Origin of the sequence: Thermomonas sp. HDW16, assembly GCF_011302915.1 — a bacterium.
GTDB lineage: Bacteria > Pseudomonadota > Gammaproteobacteria > Xanthomonadales > Xanthomonadaceae > Thermomonas.
Genome location: NZ_CP049872.1, coordinates 2256352 through 2278083, shown reverse-complemented (window position 1 = coordinate 2278083; position 21732 = coordinate 2256352). Strand labels below are relative to the sequence as shown.

Annotated in this window: 22 protein-coding genes; 14 read left to right on the top strand and 8 right to left on the bottom strand. The window is 63.3% G+C overall.

What is annotated here, in order from left to right:
- Nucleotides 1–180: 180 nt before the first annotated feature.
- Nucleotides 181–774, bottom strand: a complete 594-nt coding sequence (locus tag G7079_RS10700) for a class I SAM-dependent methyltransferase (protein WP_166057294.1) — start codon at nucleotides 772–774, stop codon at nucleotides 181–183.
- Between the two features lie 41 nt (nucleotides 775–815).
- Here G7079_RS10700 and G7079_RS10695 point away from each other — a divergent pair, with 41 nt between their 5' ends.
- Nucleotides 816–1235, top strand: coding sequence for a CopD family protein (locus G7079_RS10695; RefSeq protein ID WP_166057293.1), 420 nt, complete (start codon nucleotides 816–818; stop codon nucleotides 1233–1235).
- Here G7079_RS10695 and G7079_RS10690 read toward each other — a convergent pair.
- The gene (locus G7079_RS10690; protein ID WP_166057292.1) at nucleotides 1171–1599 is read right to left on the bottom strand and encodes a helix-turn-helix domain-containing protein; all 429 of its coding nucleotides are present in this window, start codon (nucleotides 1597–1599) and stop codon (nucleotides 1171–1173) included. The genes G7079_RS10695 and G7079_RS10690 overlap by 65 nt on opposite strands.
- 322 nt (nucleotides 1600–1921) lie before the next feature.
- On the opposite strand from G7079_RS10690, the gene G7079_RS10685 reads away from it, so the two are divergent.
- From G7079_RS10685 to G7079_RS10665, 5 genes are all read left to right on the top strand, one after another.
- Nucleotides 1922–3172, top strand: a complete 1251-nt coding sequence (locus G7079_RS10685) for an HlyD family efflux transporter periplasmic adaptor subunit (RefSeq protein ID WP_166057291.1) — start codon at nucleotides 1922–1924, stop codon at nucleotides 3170–3172.
- Nucleotides 3169–3459 (top strand): hypothetical protein, encoded by a 291-nt coding sequence (locus G7079_RS10680; protein WP_166057289.1) that lies wholly within the window; start codon nucleotides 3169–3171, stop codon nucleotides 3457–3459. Before G7079_RS10685 ends, G7079_RS10680 begins: the two co-directional genes overlap by 4 nt.
- A gap of 8 nt (nucleotides 3460–3467) precedes the next feature.
- Complete coding sequence (locus G7079_RS10675; RefSeq protein WP_166057288.1) at nucleotides 3468–3677, top strand: hypothetical protein; 210 nt, start codon at nucleotides 3468–3470, stop codon at nucleotides 3675–3677.
- 57 nt (nucleotides 3678–3734) lie between these two features.
- A complete protein-coding gene (locus G7079_RS10670) occupies nucleotides 3735–4079 on the top strand; it encodes a hypothetical protein (RefSeq protein WP_166057287.1) in 345 nt (114 codons plus the stop codon).
- Between the two features lie 104 nt (nucleotides 4080–4183).
- Nucleotides 4184–6304, top strand: coding sequence for a peptidase domain-containing ABC transporter (locus G7079_RS10665; protein WP_166057286.1), 2121 nt, complete (start codon nucleotides 4184–4186; stop codon nucleotides 6302–6304).
- Here the strand turns inward: G7079_RS10665 and G7079_RS10660 are convergent.
- On the bottom strand, nucleotides 6288–7997 hold the full coding sequence (locus tag G7079_RS10660) for an alkaline phosphatase (protein WP_166057285.1): 1710 nt from the start codon (nucleotides 7995–7997) through the stop codon (nucleotides 6288–6290). The genes G7079_RS10665 and G7079_RS10660 overlap by 17 nt on opposite strands.
- Before the next feature lie 134 nt (nucleotides 7998–8131).
- Between G7079_RS10660 and G7079_RS10655 the strand changes: the two genes are divergently transcribed.
- Both G7079_RS10655 and G7079_RS10650 read left to right on the top strand, forming a co-directional pair.
- Nucleotides 8132–9454, top strand: coding sequence for a dicarboxylate/amino acid:cation symporter (locus G7079_RS10655; RefSeq protein WP_166057284.1), 1323 nt, complete (start codon nucleotides 8132–8134; stop codon nucleotides 9452–9454).
- On the top strand, nucleotides 9451–9867 hold the full coding sequence (locus tag G7079_RS10650) for a GNAT family N-acetyltransferase (RefSeq protein WP_166057283.1): 417 nt from the start codon (nucleotides 9451–9453) through the stop codon (nucleotides 9865–9867). The genes G7079_RS10655 and G7079_RS10650 overlap by 4 nt, the downstream gene beginning before the upstream one ends.
- On the opposite strand, the gene G7079_RS10645 is transcribed toward G7079_RS10650, so the two are convergent.
- Nucleotides 9846–10271, bottom strand: coding sequence for a hypothetical protein (locus tag G7079_RS10645; protein ID WP_166057282.1), 426 nt, complete (start codon nucleotides 10269–10271; stop codon nucleotides 9846–9848). The two genes, G7079_RS10650 and G7079_RS10645, sit on opposite strands and share 22 nt — an antisense overlap.
- A gap of 96 nt (nucleotides 10272–10367) precedes the next feature.
- Here G7079_RS10645 and G7079_RS10640 point away from each other — a divergent pair, with 96 nt between their 5' ends.
- Nucleotides 10368–10865, top strand: a complete 498-nt coding sequence (locus tag G7079_RS10640) for an acyl-CoA thioesterase (RefSeq protein WP_166057281.1) — start codon at nucleotides 10368–10370, stop codon at nucleotides 10863–10865.
- 71 nt (nucleotides 10866–10936) lie between these two features.
- Here G7079_RS10640 and G7079_RS10635 read toward each other — a convergent pair whose 3' ends face one another.
- Both G7079_RS10635 and G7079_RS10630 read right to left on the bottom strand, forming a co-directional pair.
- Nucleotides 10937–11593: a C40 family peptidase gene (locus G7079_RS10635; protein WP_240906170.1), complete on the bottom strand. Its 657-nt coding sequence runs from the start codon at nucleotides 11591–11593 to the stop codon at nucleotides 10937–10939.
- A gap of 163 nt (nucleotides 11594–11756) precedes the next feature.
- The gene (locus tag G7079_RS10630) at nucleotides 11757–12308 is read right to left on the bottom strand and encodes a C40 family peptidase (RefSeq protein ID WP_166057280.1); all 552 of its coding nucleotides are present in this window, start codon (nucleotides 12306–12308) and stop codon (nucleotides 11757–11759) included.
- Between the two features lie 58 nt (nucleotides 12309–12366).
- Between G7079_RS10630 and G7079_RS10625 the strand changes: the two genes are divergently transcribed.
- From G7079_RS10625 to hutG, 3 genes are all read left to right on the top strand, one after another.
- Nucleotides 12367–12849 (top strand): peptidylprolyl isomerase, encoded by a 483-nt coding sequence (locus G7079_RS10625; protein WP_166057279.1) that lies wholly within the window; start codon nucleotides 12367–12369, stop codon nucleotides 12847–12849.
- 100 nt (nucleotides 12850–12949) lie between these two features.
- Entirely contained in the window at nucleotides 12950–14251 is a 1302-nt protein-coding gene (locus tag G7079_RS10620; RefSeq protein ID WP_166057277.1) for an FAD-dependent oxidoreductase, read from the top strand.
- The gene (gene hutG, locus G7079_RS10615) at nucleotides 14248–15036 is read left to right on the top strand and encodes an N-formylglutamate deformylase (protein ID WP_166057276.1); all 789 of its coding nucleotides are present in this window, start codon (nucleotides 14248–14250) and stop codon (nucleotides 15034–15036) included. The genes G7079_RS10620 and hutG overlap by 4 nt, the downstream gene beginning before the upstream one ends.
- A gap of 48 nt (nucleotides 15037–15084) precedes the next feature.
- On the opposite strand, the gene G7079_RS10610 is transcribed toward hutG, so the two are convergent.
- Entirely contained in the window at nucleotides 15085–17031 is a 1947-nt protein-coding gene (locus tag G7079_RS10610) for an alpha/beta fold hydrolase (RefSeq protein WP_166057275.1), read from the bottom strand.
- Nucleotides 17032–17126: 95 nt separating this feature from the next.
- Nucleotides 17127–19016, bottom strand: a complete 1890-nt coding sequence (parE, locus tag G7079_RS10605; protein ID WP_166057274.1) for a DNA topoisomerase IV subunit B — start codon at nucleotides 19014–19016, stop codon at nucleotides 17127–17129.
- 172 nt (nucleotides 19017–19188) lie between these two features.
- Here parE and G7079_RS10600 point away from each other — a divergent pair, with 172 nt between their 5' ends.
- Nucleotides 19189–20889: a CTP synthase gene (locus G7079_RS10600; RefSeq protein WP_166057273.1), complete on the top strand. Its 1701-nt coding sequence runs from the start codon at nucleotides 19189–19191 to the stop codon at nucleotides 20887–20889.
- Complete coding sequence (gene kdsA / locus G7079_RS10595) at nucleotides 20886–21719, top strand: 3-deoxy-8-phosphooctulonate synthase (protein ID WP_166057272.1); 834 nt, start codon at nucleotides 20886–20888, stop codon at nucleotides 21717–21719. The genes G7079_RS10600 and kdsA overlap by 4 nt, the downstream gene beginning before the upstream one ends.
- The last annotated feature ends 13 nt before the right edge of the window (nucleotides 21720–21732 follow it).

Here is a 21732-nt window from a genome sequence, read left to right as displayed (position 1 = left end):
CCGTGCGATGGATGGGGTTTTGCGGCAATGCAGCATAGCGCATCGCCCGGGGCTGCCCGTGACGGCGGCCACGGTTCCCCGAAAAGGCATGGAAAAGGGGTCAGAGTGAAGTTTCGCGGCCAACCATCTTCGATATGCCCATTCCAGCCGGCGCGAAATTCACTCTGACCCCTTTTCCACTCAGTCCGGCAACTCCAGCGCCGCGGCGGCATCCACCCGCGACGGCGACAGCCAGCAATGCGAGCCCAGCGGACGCAGGCCGAACGCACGCAAGCGGGTGCGATAGAACGATGCCGGACGCGCGAGGAACCCGTGCTCGTCGCCCACCGCTTCATCGCTGCGGGCGAAGGCCTCGATGAAGGCCACACCGCCACACAGTTCCGCCAATGCGGGCAGGCCACGGTCGAGTTCGCGGGTGGGCAGGTAGTGCAGCACGTCGCTACACACCAGCAAGTCGACCGGCGCGCAGGGGCGCAGGAATTCGAAATCGCCGAAGCTGGCCAGGTGCAGGTTGCGCGAACGGCCATAGCGGGCGATCGCGTATTCGCTGCTGTCGAAGCCGAGGTAACTCACCTTCGGCCGCAGTTTCAGCAGCGGTGCGCGCCACGCACCCTCGCCGCAGCCGATGTCGAGCACGCTGCGGATCGGCCGTTCCAGGTGGTATTCGGCAGTGGCCACGGCAAGCGCGACCTTGCGCGCCAGTCGTGCGGCGCCGCCGATATCACCGCGTCGATACCACTTGTCGAAATAAGCGCGGTCGTAGGTCTTGGTCATCGTGGCATCCTAATGGCTTCGATGACGATGCGAGCGACCCGATGGCCTACCTGCTGACCAAGACCGCGCACCTGGTGTTCGTGATGGCGTGGATGGGCGGGGTGTTCTACCTGCCGCGGATCCTGGTCAACATCGCCGAAGCCAGCGATGAGCCTGCGGTGCGCGCGCGACTCGTATTGATGGGACGTCGTTTGTACCGCTTCGGCCACGTCATGTTCGGCCTGGCGTTCGTGTTCGGGCTGACGCTGTGGCTGCACTTCAAGATCAGCGGTGGTTGGCTGCACGCCAAGTTGCTGCTGGTGGCGTTGATGCTGGTGCACTACAGCATCGCCGGGCGCTGGCTGAAGGGCGTGGATGCCGGCAAGCCGCTGCCTTCGGCAACGGCTTTGCGCTGGTTCAACGAAGCGCCGGTGTTCCTGCTGGTGGGGATCGTCTGGCTGGTGCTGGCGAAGCCGTTCTGAAGGTGGTGGGCGTGCGTTTTTCGAGCAGCTCAACGAATCGGGAATGCTCTTTTTGCGGCAAGGATCGAAATGCGCGCAGCAGCCTGAGCTCGAGATCGTCCTCGACAATTTCCATGTCGGCTGCCGGGATGTCGTCAAGATCAGGTTGATAGCGCGCCGCGCCGCGGCCGGTGGCCAGCCATTCGAACGAGGTGCCGGTGACATGCGCGATCTTCTGCAGCCGCTCGGTAGCAGGCAGCACCGCGCTTGAGCTTTCCCAGTTGGCGACTGCGCCCCGGCTGACGCCGATGCTTGCCGCCAACGCACTTTGGGGCATCCCGGCGGACAGCCGTGCTTTACGGATACGCCCTGCAAGTCTGGTCATTCGCGCTTCATTTCCATTGGATCCACTACTGTTTGAAGAGGAGCGCGTTATGAAAACGTATTCAATATTATATCCCGTCACATTCCGGGAAATACGCGTTGACATTCAGTTTCGGGTCTGAATTTGCACATGCAAGCAATACTTGCGTCGTTTGTACACACCTGCTTTTCCGCGCATGCCAAGGGATTGATTGCAAAAGGCTGTGTTTGAGTTTCTATGCGTATCGGGGAAACGGTTTCATGCGGTTTTTCGCCCTTTGCGATTGACCCCGTGATGGCCGAAAAGCGAAAAAGTCGCTGTCGTCAGGGGTCAGGCAAGTGGAATGTCGCAATTGTTGTTTCGCAAGGAAGCGCTGGCGGCGCGTCGTACGCAATGGCTGGGGGCCATTTCGTTGGCGCAGCCATTGCGGTTATGGGTATTGACGCTGGGTGCGGGTATGGCCGCACTGACGGTGGTGTTGTTCTTGGTCTTAGGCAGCTATACCCGTCGCTCGACCGTGACTGGGCAGCTTGTGCCCAACAAGGGGCTTGTGACCGTGCTTGCACCGGCCACGGGCGTGATCAGCCAGCTGGATCACACCGAAGGCGATACCTTGCAAGCCGGCCAGCGTTTGGCCGTGGTAGTCACGCCACGCGTCACACCAGAGGGTGGTGATACGCAGGTTGCGTTTGCGCAGGGGATGGAACAGCGCCACGATGGTTTGGTGTCGATGCAGGCGGCGCAGCAGTCGCAACTGCAGGCGCAGGCTTCGGGGTTGCGTGCGCAGCTTGCCGCAGCCAGGCGCGAGCTTGCGCAGATCGAAACCGAAGTGGCGACGCGACAAGACCAGACCCGCATCGCCGGGGAGACCCTGGCCAAGCTCAAGCAGCTGGAAGACGCCCGTTATGTCAGCGTGTTGCAGATCAAGCAGCAGGAATCCACTGCGCTGGAATACACCGGCCAGGCACAGGCATTGCAGCGGCAGGCCATTGCCGCGCGCCGCGGCATCGCCCAGTTGGAGCAAGCGCTGCGCGAACTGCCCGGTCAACAGCAGGCAACGCAAGCAGCCCTGCAGCGCGACTTGGCGCAACTGGGGCAGGAGCGTGCGGAAACCGAAGCGCGCGGCGCGCTTGCGGTCAGTGCGCCGGTGAGCGGGATGGTGGCCACGCAGCTGGTCAAGCCTGGCCAGGCTGTGCAGGCCGGGCAGCCTCTGATGAGCCTGCTGCCGAAGAACAGTGAGCTTGAAGTCGAGCTGCTGGTGCCAAGCCGTGCCATTGGCTTTATCGAGCTGGGGGATTCAGTGCAGTTGCGCTACCAGGCTTATCCCTACCAGAAGTTCGGGCATCAGTTGGGCAAGGTCGTGCGCATCAGCCGTAGCGCATTGAGCCAGGGCGAGCTTGGAAATGCGCAGCAGGGGGAGCCGTTCTATCGCATCACCGTGGCGCTTGCGCGGCAGAGCGTCACAGCGTATGGCAAGGCGGAATTGTTGAGGCCGGGGATGTTGTTGGATGCCGACGTCTTTGGTGAGAAGCGCCGGCTGATTGAGTGGGTATTTGAGCCGTTGTATTCGCTGCAAGGAAAGGTCAGCGCTTGACCTTTGTTGCGGCAAGCGAAGTGCCGGGTGTGTTCCTGGCCCCAAGGCGCAGGGGGATTGCGCATCACGTTCAGGGAGTGGTTGAAATGCGTGAGCTAGTGATAGATGAGCTCGAACTCATTGATGGTGGGATGTCAATGGAAGACGTTATCACCGGTGTGGGCGGTGCAATGTCCATGTATGGCGGCCTGGAAATGATGGTTGCCGCTGTGGCGCTTGGTCCATTCGGCGCTGGCGCTGCCGTCTTTATTGGCGGGGCTATTTTGGTAAGCGTCGCAATTAACTGAGGCCAAATATGAAGCAGCTAACCGTTGAGCAAATTGATCAGGTTTCCGGGTCCATGTCGGCTTATGAGTATATCGGCAATGGCTTGATAATTGGAGGTGGAGGCGCAGGTCTCGCGCTAGCAGAGGGTGCGACCATTTTGGCCATTGGTACTGGTATTGGGGGTGTCATTATTGGCGGCGCTGCAATCGGCTATGGCATTTATACGCTTCTGAATTAACTGAAAACAACCAGTCTCACGCGAAGCTTCTCGTGAGGCTGGTTTTCGGAGGAAAAGATGAAGAAAGATTATTTGATAGTAATTGGCTTTGTTACGGCCATGATTGGTTTTGGTGCAGCCATTTATGCTTCAGGGGTCATGAAGTCGCTGTTATTGTTGCTGGGTATTGCAAGTATTCTGATGACTGTCCATTGGCAAAAGAATCGACGGCGTGTCGTTTCTGCCCTCATAGTTCTAACATTTCTCTTCGCGTCGGTTGGAATTATCGGGTTGATGGTGAACTCGTGGGTATATTGGGTGAAAATCGCTCTTACTATGGCTAGCGTCATGGCTTTCGGTGGTTATTCGTTTGTGATGCTAAAGATTTTGCTCCAGGGAAAGGAGTCGCTTGGCCATAAATAACAAGCTAAGAAGTGGTTTTAAAGGTCGGCGGACTAAGTCTTGACTGATCGAATGCCTGTATCGAATTACCAATTGCTGATCAAGGCTCGCGCCACAGAAATTTAATGAAACAAATCCTTCAATCCGAAGCCGCCGAATGCGGCCTCGCTTCCCTGGCGATGGTGGCCGACGCGAATGGACAGCGAATCGGCCTGCCGGAAATGCGTCGCCGCTTTCCCCTTTCACTCAAGGGAGCCAAGCTAAACCATCTGATCCAGATCGCTCAGCAACTGGGTTTTTCCACCCGCCCACTGCGGCTGGACATGGATGACTTGGGCAAGCTGAAATTGCCCTGCATCCTGCATTGGGACATGAATCACTTCGTGGTGTTGGCGAACGTCGGCAAATCGAAAGTGACGATCCTTGATCCGGCGATCGGCGAACGAAAACTGTCTTTCGATGAAGTGTCCAAACACTTCACCGGCGTGGCGCTGGAACTGGCGCCCACCGCCGAGTTCAAGCCGCAGAAAGCTGCACCTTCGGTCACGGCCCGGCAGTTGACCGGTCCGGTGCGCGGGCTGTGGCGTTCGTTGGGTCTGATCCTGTTGCTGTCTGTTGCGTTGCAGGTCTTCGTGATCCTGGCCCCGTTCTTCATGCAGTGGGTGGTGGATCAGGTATTGGTCTCTGCCGACAAGAGTTTGCTCACCGTGCTGGGCTTAGGGTTCGGCTTGGCTTTGCTGTTGCAGATTGGCATTGGCTTGTTGCGTGGCTGGTCGGTGGTGTATCTCTCTTCGAATCTTGGCCTGCAGTGGATGGGCAATGTCTTCGCCCACCTGTTGCGATTGCCGCTGGATTTCTTCGAGAAGCGTCATCTGGGCGATGTGACCTCGCGGATGTCTTCCGTGCAGGCCATCCAGAAGACCCTGACCACCAGCTTCGTGGAAGCCATCATCGACGGATTGATGGCGGTGGTGACGTTTGGCTTGATGCTCATCTACAGCTGGAAGCTGGCGCTCGTCACCCTGCTGGCGGTTGCGCTGTATATGGGCATCCGTGCGATCGCCTATCGACCGGTGCGTGACCGCACGGAGCAGCAACTGATTGCAGCGGCCAAGCAGCAGAGCCATCTGCTCGAATCCCTTCGTGGCATGCAAAGTTTGAAAGTGGCTGGTGAGGAATCGCAGCGCCGCAGCACCTATGACAACCTGATGGTGGACACCGTCAATAACGACGTCCGGCTTGCACGTATGGGGCTGGGCTTCAATGGCGCAAGCCAATTGGTGTTTGGCATTGAACGTATTGCGGTGATCTGGATTGGCGCGCTGTTGGCTCTCAAGAGCGTGTTCTCTGTCGGGATGCTGATCGCCTATCTGGCATACAAGGATCAGTTTGCCCAGCGTATGGCTGCGTTGATCGACAAGTGGGTGGAATTCCGCATGCTGCGTCTGCATGGCGAGCGGCTGGCGGATATCGTGCTCACCGAGCCCGATGAAGAGTTGGCATTCGAGGCATTGCCGCCCGCCGACACTCGCATCGATGTCGAGAACCTGTGTTTCCGCTATGCAGACGGTGAGCCTTGGGTTCTGAAAGACTGCAGCTTTACGGTCGAACCAGGTGAGTCGGTGGCAGTCATTGGCGCTTCCGGATGCGGCAAGACCACCTTGGTCAAGATCCTGTTGGGTTTGTTGCGGCCCACGTCGGGCAGCATCCGCATTGGCGGTCATGATCTGCAGAAAGCAGGTCCGCGCAACGTACGTGCGATCGTTGGCGCGGTCATGCAGGACGATCAATTGTTCGCAGGTAGCATCGCGGACAACATCAGTTTCTTTTCGCAGGACTTCGATCAGGAACGCATCGAGGCAGCTGCGAAACTGGCTGCCGTGCATGAGGAAATCGCCGCCATGCCGATGGGTTACCACAGCCTCATCGGCGACATGGGTAGCTCGCTTTCTGGCGGGCAGAAACAGCGGATCATCTTGGCCCGTGCGCTCTACCGCGAACCCAAACTGCTGTTCTTGGATGAAGCGACCAGCCACTTGGACGTGATGCGCGAGCGCTTGGTCAACGATGCGGTGAAAGCGTTGAAACTAACCAAGGTCATCGTGGCACATCGTCCGGAAACCATCGCCAGTGCTGATCGTGCATTGGTGATGGATGGCGGACGGATCGTGCAGGAACTGCGCCCGCAGATGGTGCAAGCCCCTATCCCCGTGCCGGCCGGGGACGTTTCTAGCGCAGCGGCCTGAAGTCTTCGATCTTCGGCAACGCCACCGGCACCCCGTTCGCGTCGCAGTCGCCCTTCGCGCACAGCGCGCCGCGCAGGCGCGGGGTGGCCTGCAGCAGGATGTGGAAGATCGCGTTCTGTTCCAGGCTGCCGCGCACGGCGTTGCTGCCGGGGCCGCTTGCCCAGATGCCGACATCGTCGCCGCCATGGGTTTCCGAGCCCAGCGGGAACAGCGCTTCCTGCAGGTAGTCGGGATCCTCGGTATCGACGTCGGTCAGGTCGGGGCGGCCGTGTTTCGCCGCGACGAACTCCTTGCCGGTGTGCGGAAAATGCTTCGGGCCTTCCGGCTGCTGCTCGCTGGCGCCGATGTAGCCGGGCCCGCTGGCGTAATTCAGGGTGGTGTACGGCAGGCCGGTGGCGTCGCGTGCGAGTGCCGAAGGATCGATGGTCGCCGCGGCCTCGTTGTGGCCGCCATGGACCTTGTCCATGATCGCGTTGCCGCGACGGGCGTAGCCGGAGAGCATCAGCGTGTGCGAATGGTCGGCGGTCACCAGGATCAGGGTGTCGTCGGACGAGGTCATTTCGGTGGCGGCGCGCACGGCATCCGACAGCGCGACGGTGTCGCTCAACGCGCGATAGGCATTGCCCGCGTGGCTGGCCTTGTCGATGTTGCCGCCTTCGACCAGCAGCACGTAGCCGTTCGCGCCGCGCGACAGGCGGGCGATCGCGGCGCGGGTCATCTCCGCGAGCGAAGGCTCGCCCGCGGGATCCTGCGGGCGGTCGTGTTCGTAGCGCATGTGGCCCGGCTGGAACAGGGCGAGCAGCGGCGTGTCGAGGGGCGCATCGGCGAGTTGCCGCGCATTCCAGACATAGGTGCCGCGCGGATGGCGCGCCTGCCATTCGGCGATTATGTCGCGGCCGTCCTGGCGCAGGCCGGTCTTGTCGGCGTATTCCGGATCGCGCTGCGCGGCGGTCATGAAATTGTCGCGGCCGCCGCCCATCAGCACGTTCGGGCCGTTGCCGAACGCCGATTCCACCATCTGCCGCGCGATGTCGATGCAGCCATCGGCGCGCGCCTGCTCGGTCAGGTCGGTGTCGTTTTCCCAGTTGCGTTCGGCGCTGTGGCTGAAGGTCGCGGCGGGCGTGGCATCGGTGACGCGGGTGGTGGTGACCACGCCGGTGGCCATGCCACTGCTGGTGGCCAGTTCCCACAAGGTCAGCATCGGCGCCGCCAGCGCACCGGCACAGTCCTTGCGTACGGGATCCTGGGCGATGCTGAGTACGCCGAGCCGGGTCTTCACTCCGGTCGCGATGGCGCTCATGGTGCCGGCCGAATCCGGGGTCTGCGAATTGGTGTTGTAGGTCTTGCTCAACGCCGTTGCGGGGAAGGTTTCCCAGGCCAGTCGGTTTTCCTCGCCGCTGCCGCCTTTGCGTTGGCCTTCGAAGATGCGTGCGGCGGCCACGGTCGGCAGGCTCATGCCATCGCCCAGGAACACGATCACGTTCTTCGCATGGCCGGCCATCGCGCCGCGCTCAGCGGCCTGCGCGGCGCCGCTGCGGAACCACCAGGCGGCGGATTCGCCGGCTGGGCGGGCGATCGTCGGCACGTCGATATGGACTGCGCTGTCGCGTGCGACGGTCGGATTGCCGGTGCTGGCACAGCCACTGATGGCGAGGGTCATGGCGAAAGCGAGGGCGGAAGCGTGTCGGCGCATGTTCTGTTCCCGGTGCGATCCGCCGATTATGACGGCTGGATGCGACAGCGCTACTTCAGCGTTCCAGTACGGCCACTGCCGCGAGCCGGCGCGGTCGGGTATCGTCGCTGTCTTGCCTCGACGGGATGGCCCGCATGTTCGACTGGTGGTTCCGCATCAAGTTCTGGAAACGCGTGGTCGCCGGCTTCGTGTTGGGCGCACTGGCCGGTTGGGCGTTCGGGCCGAATGCGGAGACCTGGTTCGGCCCTTTGGGTGACCTCTACGTCACCTTGATCAAGATGATCGCGGTGCCGCTGGTGTTCTTCGCGGTGATCAATGCAGTGGCGTCGCTGAGCGGGCAGAAATCGATCGCCGCGCTGGCCGGGCGCACCTTCGTCTGGTTCGCGATCACCGCGGTGCTGGCAGTGGGCGTGGGCCTGGCCTTCGGCTGGATCATCAAGCCGGGCGTGGGCGTGGGCGTGTTGCAGATCGCCTCCGACTACAAGGAGAAACAGGTACCCGGCGTGCTGGACATGCTGCTCAACCTGGTGCCGTCCAACCCGTTCCAGGCGCTGGGTGGCGCTGCCAGCGCCAAGACGTCAGACGGCATGACCGTGCTGGTGCCGCGCAACGGCACGGTGCTGCAGGTGATCTTCTTCGCCGGCATGGTCGGCTTCGCCATCGTCAAGCTGGGCGAGAAGGTGGCCGGCATGCGCAAGCTGGTCGGCGAGGCCAGCGAGATCATGATCCAGGTCACCCGCTTCGTGCTGGAGTTCACCCCGATCGGCACCTTCGGCCTGATCGCGGCGCTGGTGGGCGGTTACGGTTTCGAGCAACTGAAGCCGTTGTTGATGTTCGTGGTGGCGCTGTACGCGGCCTGCACGTTCCACATCGTGGTGGTCTACAGCGGCCTGCTGCTGGCGCATGGGCTGAGCCCGATCAAGTTCTTCCGCGGCGCCGCGCCCGGCATGGAAGTCGGCTTCGTGGCCTCCAGCAGCTTCGCCGCGCTGCCGGTGTCGCTGCGCAGCGTCACCTACAACCTGGGCGTGGACAAGGACTATGCCGCGTTCGCGGTACCGCTGGGTGCCACCATCAAGATGGACGGCTGCGGCGCAATCTACCCGGCGCTGGCGGCGGTTTTCATCGCCCAGTACACCGGCACCGAACTGTCGATGTCGCAATACGTGATCATCGCGCTGGCCTCGGTGCTGGGCAGTTTCGGCACCGCCGGCGTGCCGGGCACGGCAGTGATCATGGCCACCGTGGTGCTGAGCGCCGCTGGGCTGCCGTTGGAGGCGATCGGCTACCTGTACGCCATCGACCGCGTGCTGGACATGATGCGGACGATGACCAATGTCACCGGGCAGATGCTGGTGCCGGTGCTGGTGGCGAAGGAAACCGGGATGCTGGATCGCGCGGTGTACGACGCCGGCGAGATCGATGCCGACCTGGACGAGGACGGCGGCAGCCGCGCATGAGCGATGCGATCCGCCTGGTCGAGCGTTTCCCCGGCGTGGCCGACTACGTGCGCATGCGCGCGCTGACCGGGTTGTCGCCGAAATCCGAAGAAGCCGCGCGGCGCAGCTTGGGCAACACGACCTTCGGCGTCAGCTTGCTGCGCGGCGAGGAGGTCGTCGGCATGGGCCGCATCATCGGCGACGGCGCCTGCTTCCATTTCGTGGTCGACATCGCGGTGGATCCGGCGTTGCAGGGGCAAGGCCTGGGCAAGCGGATCATGGGCGCGCTGGATGCTTGGCTGCGCGTGAATGCGCTGCCGACCGCGCATGTCTCGCTGTTCGCCGATGGCGACGCGAAACACCTGTACGAGAAATACGGCTTCGCGCAGTCGGAGAAATCGGTGGGGATGTTCTACCGGGTTTCGCCGCGATAACCGGCCTTGCCGGCCAGCCACGCGCCGGCAAGGGCCGCAGGGATCGGCAGCAGCAGGCCGGCTACGCCCATCCACTTGGGATGTGCCGGCATCACCACGATCATGCCGGCCACGCCTGCCATCACCATCAAGGCGGGCACGATGGCGGCTGCACGCGGATGGCCCTTGCGTGCGATGAGTGCGGCGACGAAGCCGCCATCGAAGGCGCCGATCACCCAGGCCGCGACCACGAACAGCAACGCGCCGGTCGGCAGCATACCGACGAGCTTCGCCATGTCTTCGGCCACCCGTGGATCCAGTCCGGCTGGCGGCGGGTAGATCTGTTGGCCGGCGAATTCGACCAACATGATGGTGATCACGGCCAGCACCAGGCCAACCACCGCCCCCAGGATCGTGCGTCCCATGTGCATGTCATCCGATGTGCCGCCCCGGTGCAGCATCGCGCGCAGCCATCGGGCATGCAAGCGGCTACGATGCACATGTCATTTGAGGATCGACGAATGAGCGGACGCCAACGCGAATTGACCATGCGCTTCCTGGCCGAGCCGACCGATGTCAATTACGGCGGCAAGGTGCATGGCGGCCAGGTGATGAAATGGATCGACCAGGCCGGCTATGCGGCGGCGGTCGGCTGGAGCGGCAGGTACAGCGTGACCGTGGCGGTGGGCGGCATCCGCTTTGTCGCACCGATCCGGATCAGCGACCTGGTCACCGTCGAGACCGTGCTGGTCTATACCGGCACCAGTTCGATGCATTTCGCGGTGGACGTGCGCGCGCGCGATCCGATGGACGAGGAGGGCGAGCGCCTGTGCACGCATTGCGTGATCGTGTTCGTGGCGCTGGACGAAACCGGAAAACCGGTGCCGGTGCCGGTGTGGACGCCGGTCAGCGACGAGGACAAACGCCTGTCCGAATACGCGACGCAGGTGATGGCGCTGAGCAAGGGGATCGAACAAGCCGTGGCCCGCTATCGCGATGCCGATACGTCGGATCGCTGAGGCAGCGATCGGCATCGGCCAACGAAAAACGCCGCCCACGGGCGGCGTTCCGCTTTCGGTGCGGTGCGCGATCAGGTGCCGGCGGCGACGCGGCGCGCTTCCAGGTACTTCTGGCTCCAGTAGCCGGACGTCAGGCTGGAGACGGTGACGTCGCGGCCGGTGCGCGGGGCATGCAGGAACTTGCCCTCGCCGATGTAGATGCCGACGTGGTCGACGCGGCCACGCTTGCCGAAGAACACCAGGTCGCCCTCGGCCAGTGCGTTGCGGTCTGCGACCGCGGTGCCTTCGTTGGCCATCGCGCGGGAGACGCGTGGCAGATCGATGCCAATGGTGCGGAAGACGTAACCGACCAGGCCGCTGCAATCGAAGCCGCGTTCCGGGCTGGTGCCGCCCCAGCGGTACGGCGTGCCGAGCAGGGCGAACGCGCGTTGCAGGACGGTCTTGATGCGGCTGGAGGTGGACGGTGAGTTCTGCGCTTCACGCAATGCGGCGATCTGTGCCGCCAGAGGCGCGTTGTCCGGGCTGGCCAGGTCGACCGGAGCCACAGCGTCCAGTGGTGCCAGGCTAGCGGCGGTGGCCGGCATGGCGGCATCGGCCGGCTGCTGCACGGGGTTCATCGCCATCGCCGGAACGGCGCAGGCGGCAAGCGCCATGGCGATGGAAAGACGGATTCCCCAGCGAGTGGGGCGGGCGGCGGAATGGCCGTGGGGCAGGGGCGCTGTCGTCACGCGGTCATCACGAATCGAAACTAGCGGCGACCTTACCCGTCGAACGCGGCCGAAGGGTTCAAATTTCGTTAGGCCCACGTAAATGAATGCAATCGGCGATCACAAAAATGGATACCGTCCCCATTCATGTTCGTGAGTCGAGTGTGTAACGTAAATTATTGAATCAATGCAGCAATCTGCGCGCACCACGGTAGTGATCCCGCCACCAGCTGCCGTCAAGCTGATCCAGTCGCACCGTGCCGCCGCTGTTCGGCGCATGCACGAAACGGCCTTCGCCTACATAGATGCCGACATGGCTGATGGCCTCGCCGCTGCCGAAAAACACCAAGTCGCCGCTGGCGAGCCGATCCGGCGCGATGCGCGGGCCCTCCATCGCGGCCAGGTCGCGCGAGGTGCGCGGCAGGCGCATGTCCAGCATGTCGCGGTACACATAGTTGACCAGTCCGCTGCAGTCGAAGCCGCCCTCTGGAGTGTTGCCGCCATAGCGATAGGGCGTGCCGACTAGGCTGATCGCCCGCATCAACACCGCGTTGGCCTTGGCTGGATCGGCTGGACGCGGATCGGCCCAGCCACGCTTGGCCGCGGTCGGTGGCGACGAAGGACGAACCTGTTCGCCGCCGCAAGCGGCAAGCAGCAGAGCGGTCGATAGCGCAAGCACGGCATTGCGCCGATAATGCGCACCCGGTCGCTGTTGGCAGTCGGCTGGTTCCGTCATTCGCGCAGTGTTCCCGCATCGCACCGCGGCGGCAAGCGCCCAACCGAAAGCAGACCCAATGAAGATCGAAAAAGACCGCGTCGTCCGTTTCCATTACGCCGTCGCCGAAGCCGGCCAGGAATCGGTGGAGAACTCCAAGGACGGCGGCCAGCCGCTGGCGATCCTGTTCGGCCACGGCAACATCATCCCCGGTCTCGAGAAGGCGATGGAAGGCCGCGAGGCGGGCGACAGCTTCAAAGTCACCGTGCCTGCCGCCGAGGCGTATGGCGAGAAACGCGAAGGCCTGAGCCAGCGCATCCCGAAGAAGCATTTCGGCGCGCAGAAGCTGGAGCCGGGCATGCAGGTCGTGTTGCAGACCAACTTCGGTCCGCGCGCGGTCACAATCGAGAAGGTGGGCATGAGCGTGGTCGACGTCGACCTCAACCACCCGATGGCCGGCAAGGACCTGGATTTCGACATCGAGATCGTCGAAGTGCGCGAGGCCTCCGCTGAGGAACTATCGCACGGTCACGTCCATGGCGACGGTGGCCACCAGCACTGATCCATGCTTCAAGGCTTTGTCGAAACGGCCCGCATTGCGGGCCGTTTTCATTTTGGCGAAGGCCACGAGTACAGTGGCGAAGATCGAGGTTGTCCGGATAATGGGATCTCCTGCCGACACTGGTGCGAGTGTGACGCTGAGAGAAAACGATGGCGGTTTCGATGTGCTGGTCGTCGGTGCCGGTGTTGCCGGCCTGGCCACTGCATTGGCATTGATCAAGGATGGCCGCAGCGTGACTGTGATCGATGCCGGCCGCATCGGCGGCGGCGCCTCGCACGGCAACTGCGGCACGCTGACGCCAAGCCATGCGCCGCCATTGGCAGCACCTGGCACCATCCTGCGCGCCATGAAATGGATGCTCACGCCGGATGCGCCGCTGTACATCCCGCCGCGCTTCGATCCGGCGCTGTGGCGCTGGCTGGCTGGCTTCGCGATGCGCTGCAACGAACGCGACTGGATCGCCAGCACGCGTGCGAAGTCGGCCCTGCTCAACGATTCACGCCAGCGGATCGCGGATTGGGTGCGCGATGACGGCCTGCAATGCGAATTCGTCGAAAGCGGCGAGGATTACGTGTTCCACGATCCGCGCGCGATGGAGCACGAGATGCGCGAGCTGCCGCTGCTGCGCGAATTCGGTATCGGGGCCGAGATCATCGATGGTCCTGCCTATGAAGCACAGGAGCCTGCGTTGAAGCCTGGCGTATCTGGCGCGATCCGCTTCGCTGGCGATGCCGCGTTGCGACCGGATCGCTACGTAGCGGAACTGGCGCGGGTGGTGCGTGAACGTGGCGGCACCATCATCGAGCATTGCGCGTTGCAGTCGTTGCGCTCCGATGCAAACGGCATCCGCGCCATCACCGCGCAGGGCGAAATCCGCGCGAACGACGCGGTGATCGCGGCCGGCGCGTGGTCGCCCACCATGGCCCGTGCGATCGGGCTGCCATGGCTGCGCAAGGCGATCCAGCCGGGCAAGGGCTATTCGATGACTTACAGCGCGCCGGCGGTGGTGCCGAAGCGGCCGCTGACCCTGCGTGAAGTGTCGGTCTGCGTCACCGCCTGGGGCAGCGGCTTCCGCCTCGGCAGCACCATGGAGTTCTCCGGCTACGACACCACGCTCAACGAAAGTCGCCTGGGGGCGCTTGAACGTGGCGCACGCAAGTACCTGCATCATCCGATCGGGCCGGAACTGCGCGAACGCTGGTTCGGTTGGCGGCCGATGAGCCGCGACGACATCCCGCTGATCGGCCGCGCACCCGGCCACAAACATCTGTGGCTGGCGACCGGGCACGGCATGATGGGCGTCGGCATGAGCGCGGGGGGCGGGCAGATGCTCGCCGACCTGATCGCGGGCCGCGCTTCTGCCGTGGATCCCGCGCCCTTCGCACCGGAGCGCTTCGCATGAGCGATGCCATCTACACCCTGCATCGCGGCAACGCGCCGCTGCTGGTCAGCCTGCCACACGACGGCAGCGCAATTCCGTCCGTACTGGCCGCACGGATGACGCCGCAAGCACAACGCGCGCCCGACACCGACTGGCACGTCTCGCGGCTGTACGCGTTCGCACGCGATCTCGGAGCATCCATCCTGGTGCCGAGGCATTCGCGTTACGTGATCGATCTCAACCGTGGCGAGGACGACACCAGCCTGTATCCCGGCCAAAACACCACCGGCCTGGTGCCGCAGGTGCGTTTCACCGGCGAGCCCGTGTACCTGCCGGGGATGGAGCCCGATGCCGCCGAAGTGGCTGCCCGCATCGAAACCTATTGGCACCCGTACCATGCGGCGTTGCGCGAGGAACTGGATCGTATTCGTGTGCAGCACGGACGCGCGGTGCTGTGGGAAGGGCATTCGATCAAGGGAAGCGGCCTGCCATTCCTGTTCGAGGGGCGCTTGCCGGATCTCAACCTCGGCACCGCCAACGGGGCGAGTTGTTCGCCGGCCGTGCAGGCGCGCATCGAGCGCGAGTTGGGCGCGCAGGGCGATTACGACTGGGTGGTCAACGGTCGCTTCAAGGGCGGACATATCACCCGGCATTACGCCGATCCGGGCCACGGCATCGACGCCATCCAGCTCGAACTCAGCCAGCGGACTTACATGGATGAGGACAGTTTCGAGTACGACGAAGTGAAGGCTGGGCGTCTGCAGGCGTTGTTGCGGCGCTTGTTGGGGATTGCGCTTCCGGACTGAACGAAAAAGGGCGGCAGAGGCCGCCCTTGGTCGAGTCGCGCCCAGTGTTTATTGCGCGCCTGGGCCGATATGCCTGGACAGGAATGCCTCGATGCGACGGAACAGTTCGGCGCGATTCTCGGGCTTCACGAAGCCATGCCCCTCGCCTTCCGCCAGGAATGTCTCTGCGGGCTTGCCGGCATCGCGCAACGCGGCTTGCATCGTCGTGTACTGGTTGAGACCGGCGGTTTGATCCAGGCTGCCATGCACGAGCATGACCGGCACGTCGATCTCGTTCGCACGCCGTGCGGGCGATATCTTGGCCAGAACCTCGTTATCGGTGCCCAAGGTCCGGTCGAAGAACCGTCCGGTGCGCTTCGCCTGCCCCTGGTTCTTGTCGGTCTTGCGCATCAAAGGCAAGTCGTAGACCCCGACGTAACCGATCGCGCACTTGTACATGCCCTTGTTGAGGATCGGCTGGAACAGGGCGGTGTAGCCGCCGAAGCTCGCGCCGAACGTGCAGATGCGTTTCGGGTCGGCAAGCTTTTGCTCAATCGTCCAACGCACCGCATCGGTAATGTCGTCCTGGATGGTCGTGCCCCAACCCTGCCAGCCGGAACGTGCGAAAGCCTCTCCACGACCGCCTGAGCCGCGGAAGTTCACCTGCAGCACGGCGTAGCCCCGGTTCGCGAGGAACTGGACCTGATCGTCGAATCCCCAATTGTCGTAGACGTCGAACGGACCACCGTGCGCCATGACCACCATCGGCATCGGGCCGGAGCCCTTTGCCGTATAGAAACCGAACAGTTTTTGCCCGTTGCGGTTCATGAATTCGATCGGGCGGCTCTGCGCCATCGCCTCCGGTTTGAGTCCCGGCATGTAGTCGACGATCTTCAGCATCTTGCCCGCGCTGCGGTCATAGACGTGATAGCTGCCGATATTGCGATCCGACCAGATCCCGACCATCACCTTGTTGCCGTCGCGACTGAAACTATTGAACGTCACGAACTGGCCCGGGAAGGCCTTCATCAGCGATGCATGGAGCTTGGCCCAATCCGACTCCGGGTTGATGTATTGCAGCGATGGCTTGTATGCATTGAAGGTGACGGCGAACGGGACGCCTCCCAATCCTTCGTACATGAAGCTGTTGACGGCAACATCCGGATTCCCCGCCAGCTTGGTGCGGGTTCCTGCCTTCAGGTCGATGCGATACGCCTGTGCCGGTTCCAGGGCATCGGTGACCAGTGCGTACGCCGTATTGTTGTCCGCGGCGAATCGCGCCCCGTAGATCATGCGGCCCGCGATCGTGCTCGGCAACGGCGTCCAGGGGTCTCCAGGGCTACGTCGGTAGTGCAGGACGGGCTCATCGTTGGCGTCCCATGTGGTACGCAAGCGAGGTTCGCCGGTCTGGTCGAACTGGTAGCTCGCCAACTTGTCGCCACGTTCGATTTCCTGGCGCGCTCCGGTGCGCGTATCGACCTTGAAGATGACGGTATCCGGCTCTTGCCCGCAATTCCAGCAGGTGAAGTCGACCAAGGCCATCCCGGGCTCGTTGGTCAGGACCTTCGCGATCGTCGACCAGCCTTCGTCCTTGCGCTTGCCACGTCTGTTGCCGTTGTCGGGCACGTAGCCGAAGAGAACGTCCTGGTTCTTCGCCTGGACATCCGTCGTGTAAAGCTCGCCCGAAGCCACTGGTTTCGCTTTCAATGGCTCCAGTTCGGCGCGCGCCACGACCAACTGCTCGTCGCTTGTCCATATGATGTCGGAAACATGTTGCTTGGGACCGAACCGCATCGCCTGCCGCTTGCCCGTGGTCACGTCCACGACTTCCAGTTGCGTCTCCGTGCCATCGGTTGTCGGCACGGCAAGCGCGACATATTTCCCGGAAGGCGACAGCGAGACTTCCCATGCCTCGGGACGCTTGGTGAATTCCTCGACGGCAATGCGTTGCGCATGGGCTGGCAAGGCTAGGGCCAAGGCAGCAGCGGCAAGGGCTACGGTCGGAACAAATTTCATGCGGTCTTCCCCTAGGTAACGGTATTCCTAGTCGGGAGGATAGCAAGGCAGATGTGCCTTGCCTTCCTGACGCAGCTGTCGCTCGATGATCTGGGTCACACCTCCAGCGTCGCCAAATCTCCCTTCAGCTCCAGCCATGCCTTGCGATCACCGGCGCGCTTCTTCGCCAGCAGCATGTCCATCAGGGAGCGGGTGGCGTCGCCGTCGTCGACGGTGAGTTGCACCAATCGACGGGTGTCGATGTGCATGGTGGATTCGCGCAGCTGCTGCGGGTTCATCTCGCCGAGGCCCTTGAAGCGGGTGACGTTGACCTGGCCCTTGAGTTTCTCGCGCTGGATTTTCTCCAGAAGGAGGCGCTTCTCCTCTTCGTCCAACGCGTAGAACACCTGCTTGCCCACGTCGACGCGAAACAGCGGTGGCATCGCCACGAAGATGTGGCCGGCGGCGACCAAGGCGGGGAAGTGCTTGAGGAACAGTGCGGTCAGCAAAGTGGCGATATGCAGGCCGTCGGAATCCGCATCGGCCAGGATGATCACCTTGCCGTAACGCAGGCCGTCGATGTCGTCCTTGCCGGGATCGCAGCCGATCGCCACCGCAAGGTCGTGCACTTCGGTCGAAGCCAGCACCTGGCCGCTGCCGACTTCCCAGGTGTTCAGGATCTTGCCGCGCAGCGGCAGGATGGCCTGGAAATCCTTGTCGCGGGCCTGGCGCGCGCTGCCGCCTGCGGAATCGCCTTCGACCAGGAACAGTTCGGTGCGCGAGAGATCCTGCGAAATGCAGTCGGCCAGCTTGCCGGGCAGGGCCGGTCCTTGAGTGACCTTCTTGCGGACGATCTGCTTTTCGGTCTTCAGTCGTGCGCTGGCGCGTTCGATGGCGAGCTGGGCGATCTTCTCGCCGAACTCGGTATGCGTGTTCAGCCACAGGCTGAAGGCATCGTGCGCGGCGCCTTCGACGAAGCCGGCGGCCTGGCGCGACGACAGACGTTCCTTGGTCTGCCCGCTGAACTGCGGGTCGGTCATCTTCAGCGACAACACGAAGGCGACGCGATCCCACACGTCTTCCGGCGCCAGCTTGACGCCGCGCGGCAGCAGGTTGCGGAAATCGCAGAACTCGCGCAGCGCGTCGGTGAAGCCGGTGCGCAGGCCGTTCACATGGGTGCCGTGCTGTGCGGTGGGAATCAGGTTGACGTAACTTTCCTGCACCAGTTCGCCATCGGGTACCCAGGCCACGGCCCAGTCGACGACTTCGGTGTCCTTTTTCAGGTTGCCGACGAACAGCTCCGGCGGCAGCAATTCGCGGTCGGTGAGTTCGCCTTTGAGGTAATCGCGCAGACCGTCTTCGTAATACCACTCGTTGCGCTCGCCGCTGGCCTCGTCGAACAGGCTGACGGTGAGCCCGGGGCAGAGCACAGCTTTCGCACGCAGCAGATGGCGCAGCGCACGCAGGCTGAACTTCGGGGTGTCGAAATACTTCGGGTCCGGCCAGAAGCGCAGGCGGGTACCGGTGTTCTTCTTGCCGACGCTGCCGACGATCTCAAGCGCGGAGGCACGGTCGCCGTCCTTGAACGACATCCGGTATTCGTTGCCGTCGCGCTTGATGAACACATCGACGTGTTTGCTCAGCGCATTGACCACGCTCACGCCCACGCCGTGCAGGCCGCCGCTGAAGGTGTAGTTCTTGTTGCTGAACTTGCCGCCCGCGTGCAGGCGGGTGAGGATCAGTTCGATGCCGGGGATCTTCTCCTCCGGATGGATGTCCACCGGCATGCCGCGGCCGTCGTCGGCCACTTCGCAACTGCCATCGGCGTGCAAGGTGACTTCGATGCGTTTCGCGTGGCCGGCCAGGGCCTCGTCCACCGCGTTGTCGATGACCTCCTGCGCCAGGTGGTTCGGGCGCGTGGTGTCGGTGTACATGCCGGGGCGGCGCTTGACCGGGTCCAGCCCGGACAGGACTTCGATATCTTCTGCGTTGTAGCGGCTGCTCATGATGCGCACTGCATGGGGACGCGGCAGGATCGCCGTGGGGCGGGGCCGGGTCAAGCGGCCTGAAACCGGGGTTTTCGGCATTCCCGTTATGGATCAATGGGTTCCGCCGCGGACGCGTGCAGAGGGCCGCGCCAGCCGGTAGAATGTGGCTTTCCAGCGACGCGCTGCCGACATGACTTCCCCCGCATCCCAGACCCCCATCGTCTTCGTCACCGGAGGCGTGGTCTCCTCGCTCGGCAAGGGCATTGCCGCCGCTTCGCTCGCCGCGATCCTCGAGGCGCGTGGCCTCAAGGTCACGATGATGAAGCTGGACCCCTACCTCAATGTCGATCCGGGCACCATGAGCCCGTTCCAGCACGGCGAGGTCTATGTGACCGACGACGGCGCCGAGACCGACCTCGACCTCGGCCATTACGAGCGCTTCGTCAACACCCGCCTGTCCGGGCTGAACTCGATCACCACCGGCAAGATCTACGATTCGGTGCTGCGCAAGGAACGCCGCGGCGATTACCTGGGCGGCACCGTGCAGGTGATCCCGCACGTGACCGACGAGATCAAGCGTTGCATCGATGCCGCGACCGAAGGCTTCGACGTGGCCTTGGTGGAAATCGGCGGCACCGTGGGCGACATCGAATCGCTGCCGTTCCTGGAAGCGATCCGCCAGCTGCGCACCGAGCGTGGCGCGGCGCAGGCGATGTTCGTCCATCTCACCCTGATCCCGTACATCGCGGCGGCGGGCGAGCTGAAGACCAAGCCCACCCAGCATTCGGTGAAGGAGCTGCGCAGCATCGGCATCCAGCCGGACGTGCTGTTGTGCCGCAGCGAGCAGCCGTTGCCGGACAGCGAGCGCCGCAAGATCGCGCTGTTCACCAATGTGCCGGAAAAAGCGGTGATTTCGGTCATCGACCAGGACAACATCCACAAGATTCCGCGCTGGTTGCACGATCAGCAGCTGGATCAGCTGGTGGTGGATCAGCTGCACTTGCAGGATCGCGCCGCGCCGGTCGCCAACCTGTCCGAATGGGACGCGGTGGTCGATGCCGCGCAGCATCCGATCGACGAGGTCACCATCGGCATCGTCGGCAAGTACGTGGACCACAAGGATGCGTACAAGTCGGTGGGTGAGGCGCTCAAGCACGGCGGCATCCGCCAGCGCACCCGGGTCAACCTGAAGTGGCTGGAATCCGAGGACGTGGAGCGCGATGGCGCGGCGAAGGCGCTGGCGGGCATCGATGGCGTGCTGGTGCCGGGCGGCTTCGGTGATCGCGGCTTCGAGGGCAAGGTGCTGACCGCGCAGTACGCGCGCGAGCAGGGCGTGCCGTATTTCGGTATCTGCTACGGCATGCAGGCGGCGGTGGTGGATGCCGCGCGCAACCTGGCCGGCCTCACCGGTGCCAACAGCACCGAGAACGACAAGCAGGCCGCGCATCCGGTGATCGGCCTGATCACCGAGTGGCGCACGTCCAGTGGCGAGCTGGAACGCCGCAGCGAAGACTCGGATCTTGGCGGCACCATGCGCCTGGGCCTGCAGCAGCAGCGGATCAAGCCGGGCACGCTGGCCCATCGCCTGTACGGCAAGGATGTGGTCGGCGAACGTCATCGCCATCGGTACGAATTCAACAACCACTATCGCGCGCCGCTGGAAGACGTGGGCCTGGTGTTCTCCGCCAAGTCCGCCGACGACACCCTGGTCGAGATGGTGGAGTGGCCGCAGCATCCGTGGTTCCTCGGCTGCCAGGCGCACCCGGAATTCCTGTCCACGCCGCGCAGCGGGCATCCGCTGTTCATCGGTTTCGTGCGCGCCGCGCGCGAGCGCAAGGCCGGCGGCAGGTTGCTCAACGAAAGCAGCGTCAACAACGAGGTGGCGGCATGAAGTTGTGCGGGTTCGAGGTTGGCCTGGACCAACCGTTCTTCCTGATCGCCGGCCCCTGCGTGGTCGAATCCGAGCAGCTGCAGGTCGATACCGCGGCCAAACTGAAAGAGATCACTGGCGAGTTGGGCATCAACTTCATCTTCAAGTCGAGTTTCGACAAGGCTAATCGCACTTCGCTCAACAGCTTCCGCGGCCCCGGCATGGAAGAAGGCCTGCGCGTGTTGGCCGAAGTGAAGCGCCAGCTCGGCGTGCCGGTGTTGACCGACGTGCACGAGTACACGCCGATGGACGAAGTGGCCTCGGTGGTGGACGCATTGCAGACACCGGCCTTCCTGGTGCGCCAGACCGATTTCATCACCAAGGTTTGCGAAACCGGCCTGCCGGTCAACATCAAGAAAGGCCAGTTCCTGGCGCCGTGGGACATGAAGCCGGTTGTCGAGAAGGCCAAGGCCACCGGCAACCAGCAGATCATGGTCTGCGAGCGCGGCGCATCCTTCGGCTACAACAACCTGGTCTCCGACATGCGCAGCCTTGCGGTGATGCGCGAGACCGGCTGCCCGGTGGTGTTCGATGCCACCCATTCCGTGCAGTTGCCCGGCGGTCAGGGCAGTTCCAGCGGCGGCCAGCGCGAGTTCGTGCCGGTGCTGGCGCGCGCGGCGATCGCCGTCGGCGTGTCCGGCGTGTTCATGGAAACCCATCCCGACCCGAGCAAGGCGCTGTCCGATGGCCCGAACGCGTGGCCGCTGGACAAGATGCGCGCGCTGCTTGAAACCATGCTGGAGCTCGATGCCGCGACCAAGCGCAACGGCTTCATCGAAACCACTCTCTGATTCGATAGACAAA

Coding starts and splice junctions, on each gene's coding strand:
- G7079_RS10630 (WP_166057280.1), bottom strand. CDS start 12,308: ATGACGGAACCAGCCGACTGCCAACAGCGACCGGGTGCGCATTATCGG.
- G7079_RS10675 (WP_166057288.1), top strand. CDS start 3,468: ATGAAGCAGCTAACCGTTGAGCAAATTGATCAGGTTTCCGGGTCCATG.
- G7079_RS10660 (WP_166057285.1), bottom strand. CDS start 7,997: ATGCGCCGACACGCTTCCGCCCTCGCTTTCGCCATGACCCTCGCCATC.
- G7079_RS10610 (WP_166057275.1), bottom strand. CDS start 17,031: ATGAAATTTGTTCCGACCGTAGCCCTTGCCGCTGCTGCCTTGGCCCTA.
- G7079_RS10600 (WP_166057273.1), top strand. CDS start 19,189: ATGACTTCCCCCGCATCCCAGACCCCCATCGTCTTCGTCACCGGAGGC.
- G7079_RS10690 (WP_166057292.1), bottom strand. CDS start 1,599: ATGACCAGACTTGCAGGGCGTATCCGTAAAGCACGGCTGTCCGCCGGG.
- G7079_RS10685 (WP_166057291.1), top strand. CDS start 1,922: ATGTCGCAATTGTTGTTTCGCAAGGAAGCGCTGGCGGCGCGTCGTACG.
- kdsA (WP_166057272.1), top strand. CDS start 20,886: ATGAAGTTGTGCGGGTTCGAGGTTGGCCTGGACCAACCGTTCTTCCTG.
- G7079_RS10620 (WP_166057277.1), top strand. CDS start 12,950: ATGGGATCTCCTGCCGACACTGGTGCGAGTGTGACGCTGAGAGAAAAC.
- G7079_RS10665 (WP_166057286.1), top strand. CDS start 4,184: ATGAAACAAATCCTTCAATCCGAAGCCGCCGAATGCGGCCTCGCTTCC.
- parE (WP_166057274.1), bottom strand. CDS start 19,016: ATGAGCAGCCGCTACAACGCAGAAGATATCGAAGTCCTGTCCGGGCTG.
- G7079_RS10670 (WP_166057287.1), top strand. CDS start 3,735: ATGAAGAAAGATTATTTGATAGTAATTGGCTTTGTTACGGCCATGATT.
- G7079_RS10650 (WP_166057283.1), top strand. CDS start 9,451: ATGAGCGATGCGATCCGCCTGGTCGAGCGTTTCCCCGGCGTGGCCGAC.
- G7079_RS10655 (WP_166057284.1), top strand. CDS start 8,132: ATGTTCGACTGGTGGTTCCGCATCAAGTTCTGGAAACGCGTGGTCGCC.
- G7079_RS10625 (WP_166057279.1), top strand. CDS start 12,367: ATGAAGATCGAAAAAGACCGCGTCGTCCGTTTCCATTACGCCGTCGCC.
- hutG (WP_166057276.1), top strand. CDS start 14,248: ATGAGCGATGCCATCTACACCCTGCATCGCGGCAACGCGCCGCTGCTG.
- G7079_RS10645 (WP_166057282.1), bottom strand. CDS start 10,271: ATGGGACGCACGATCCTGGGGGCGGTGGTTGGCCTGGTGCTGGCCGTG.
- G7079_RS10700 (WP_166057294.1), bottom strand. CDS start 774: ATGACCAAGACCTACGACCGCGCTTATTTCGACAAGTGGTATCGACGC.
- G7079_RS10640 (WP_166057281.1), top strand. CDS start 10,368: ATGAGCGGACGCCAACGCGAATTGACCATGCGCTTCCTGGCCGAGCCG.
- G7079_RS10695 (WP_166057293.1), top strand. CDS start 816: ATGGCCTACCTGCTGACCAAGACCGCGCACCTGGTGTTCGTGATGGCG.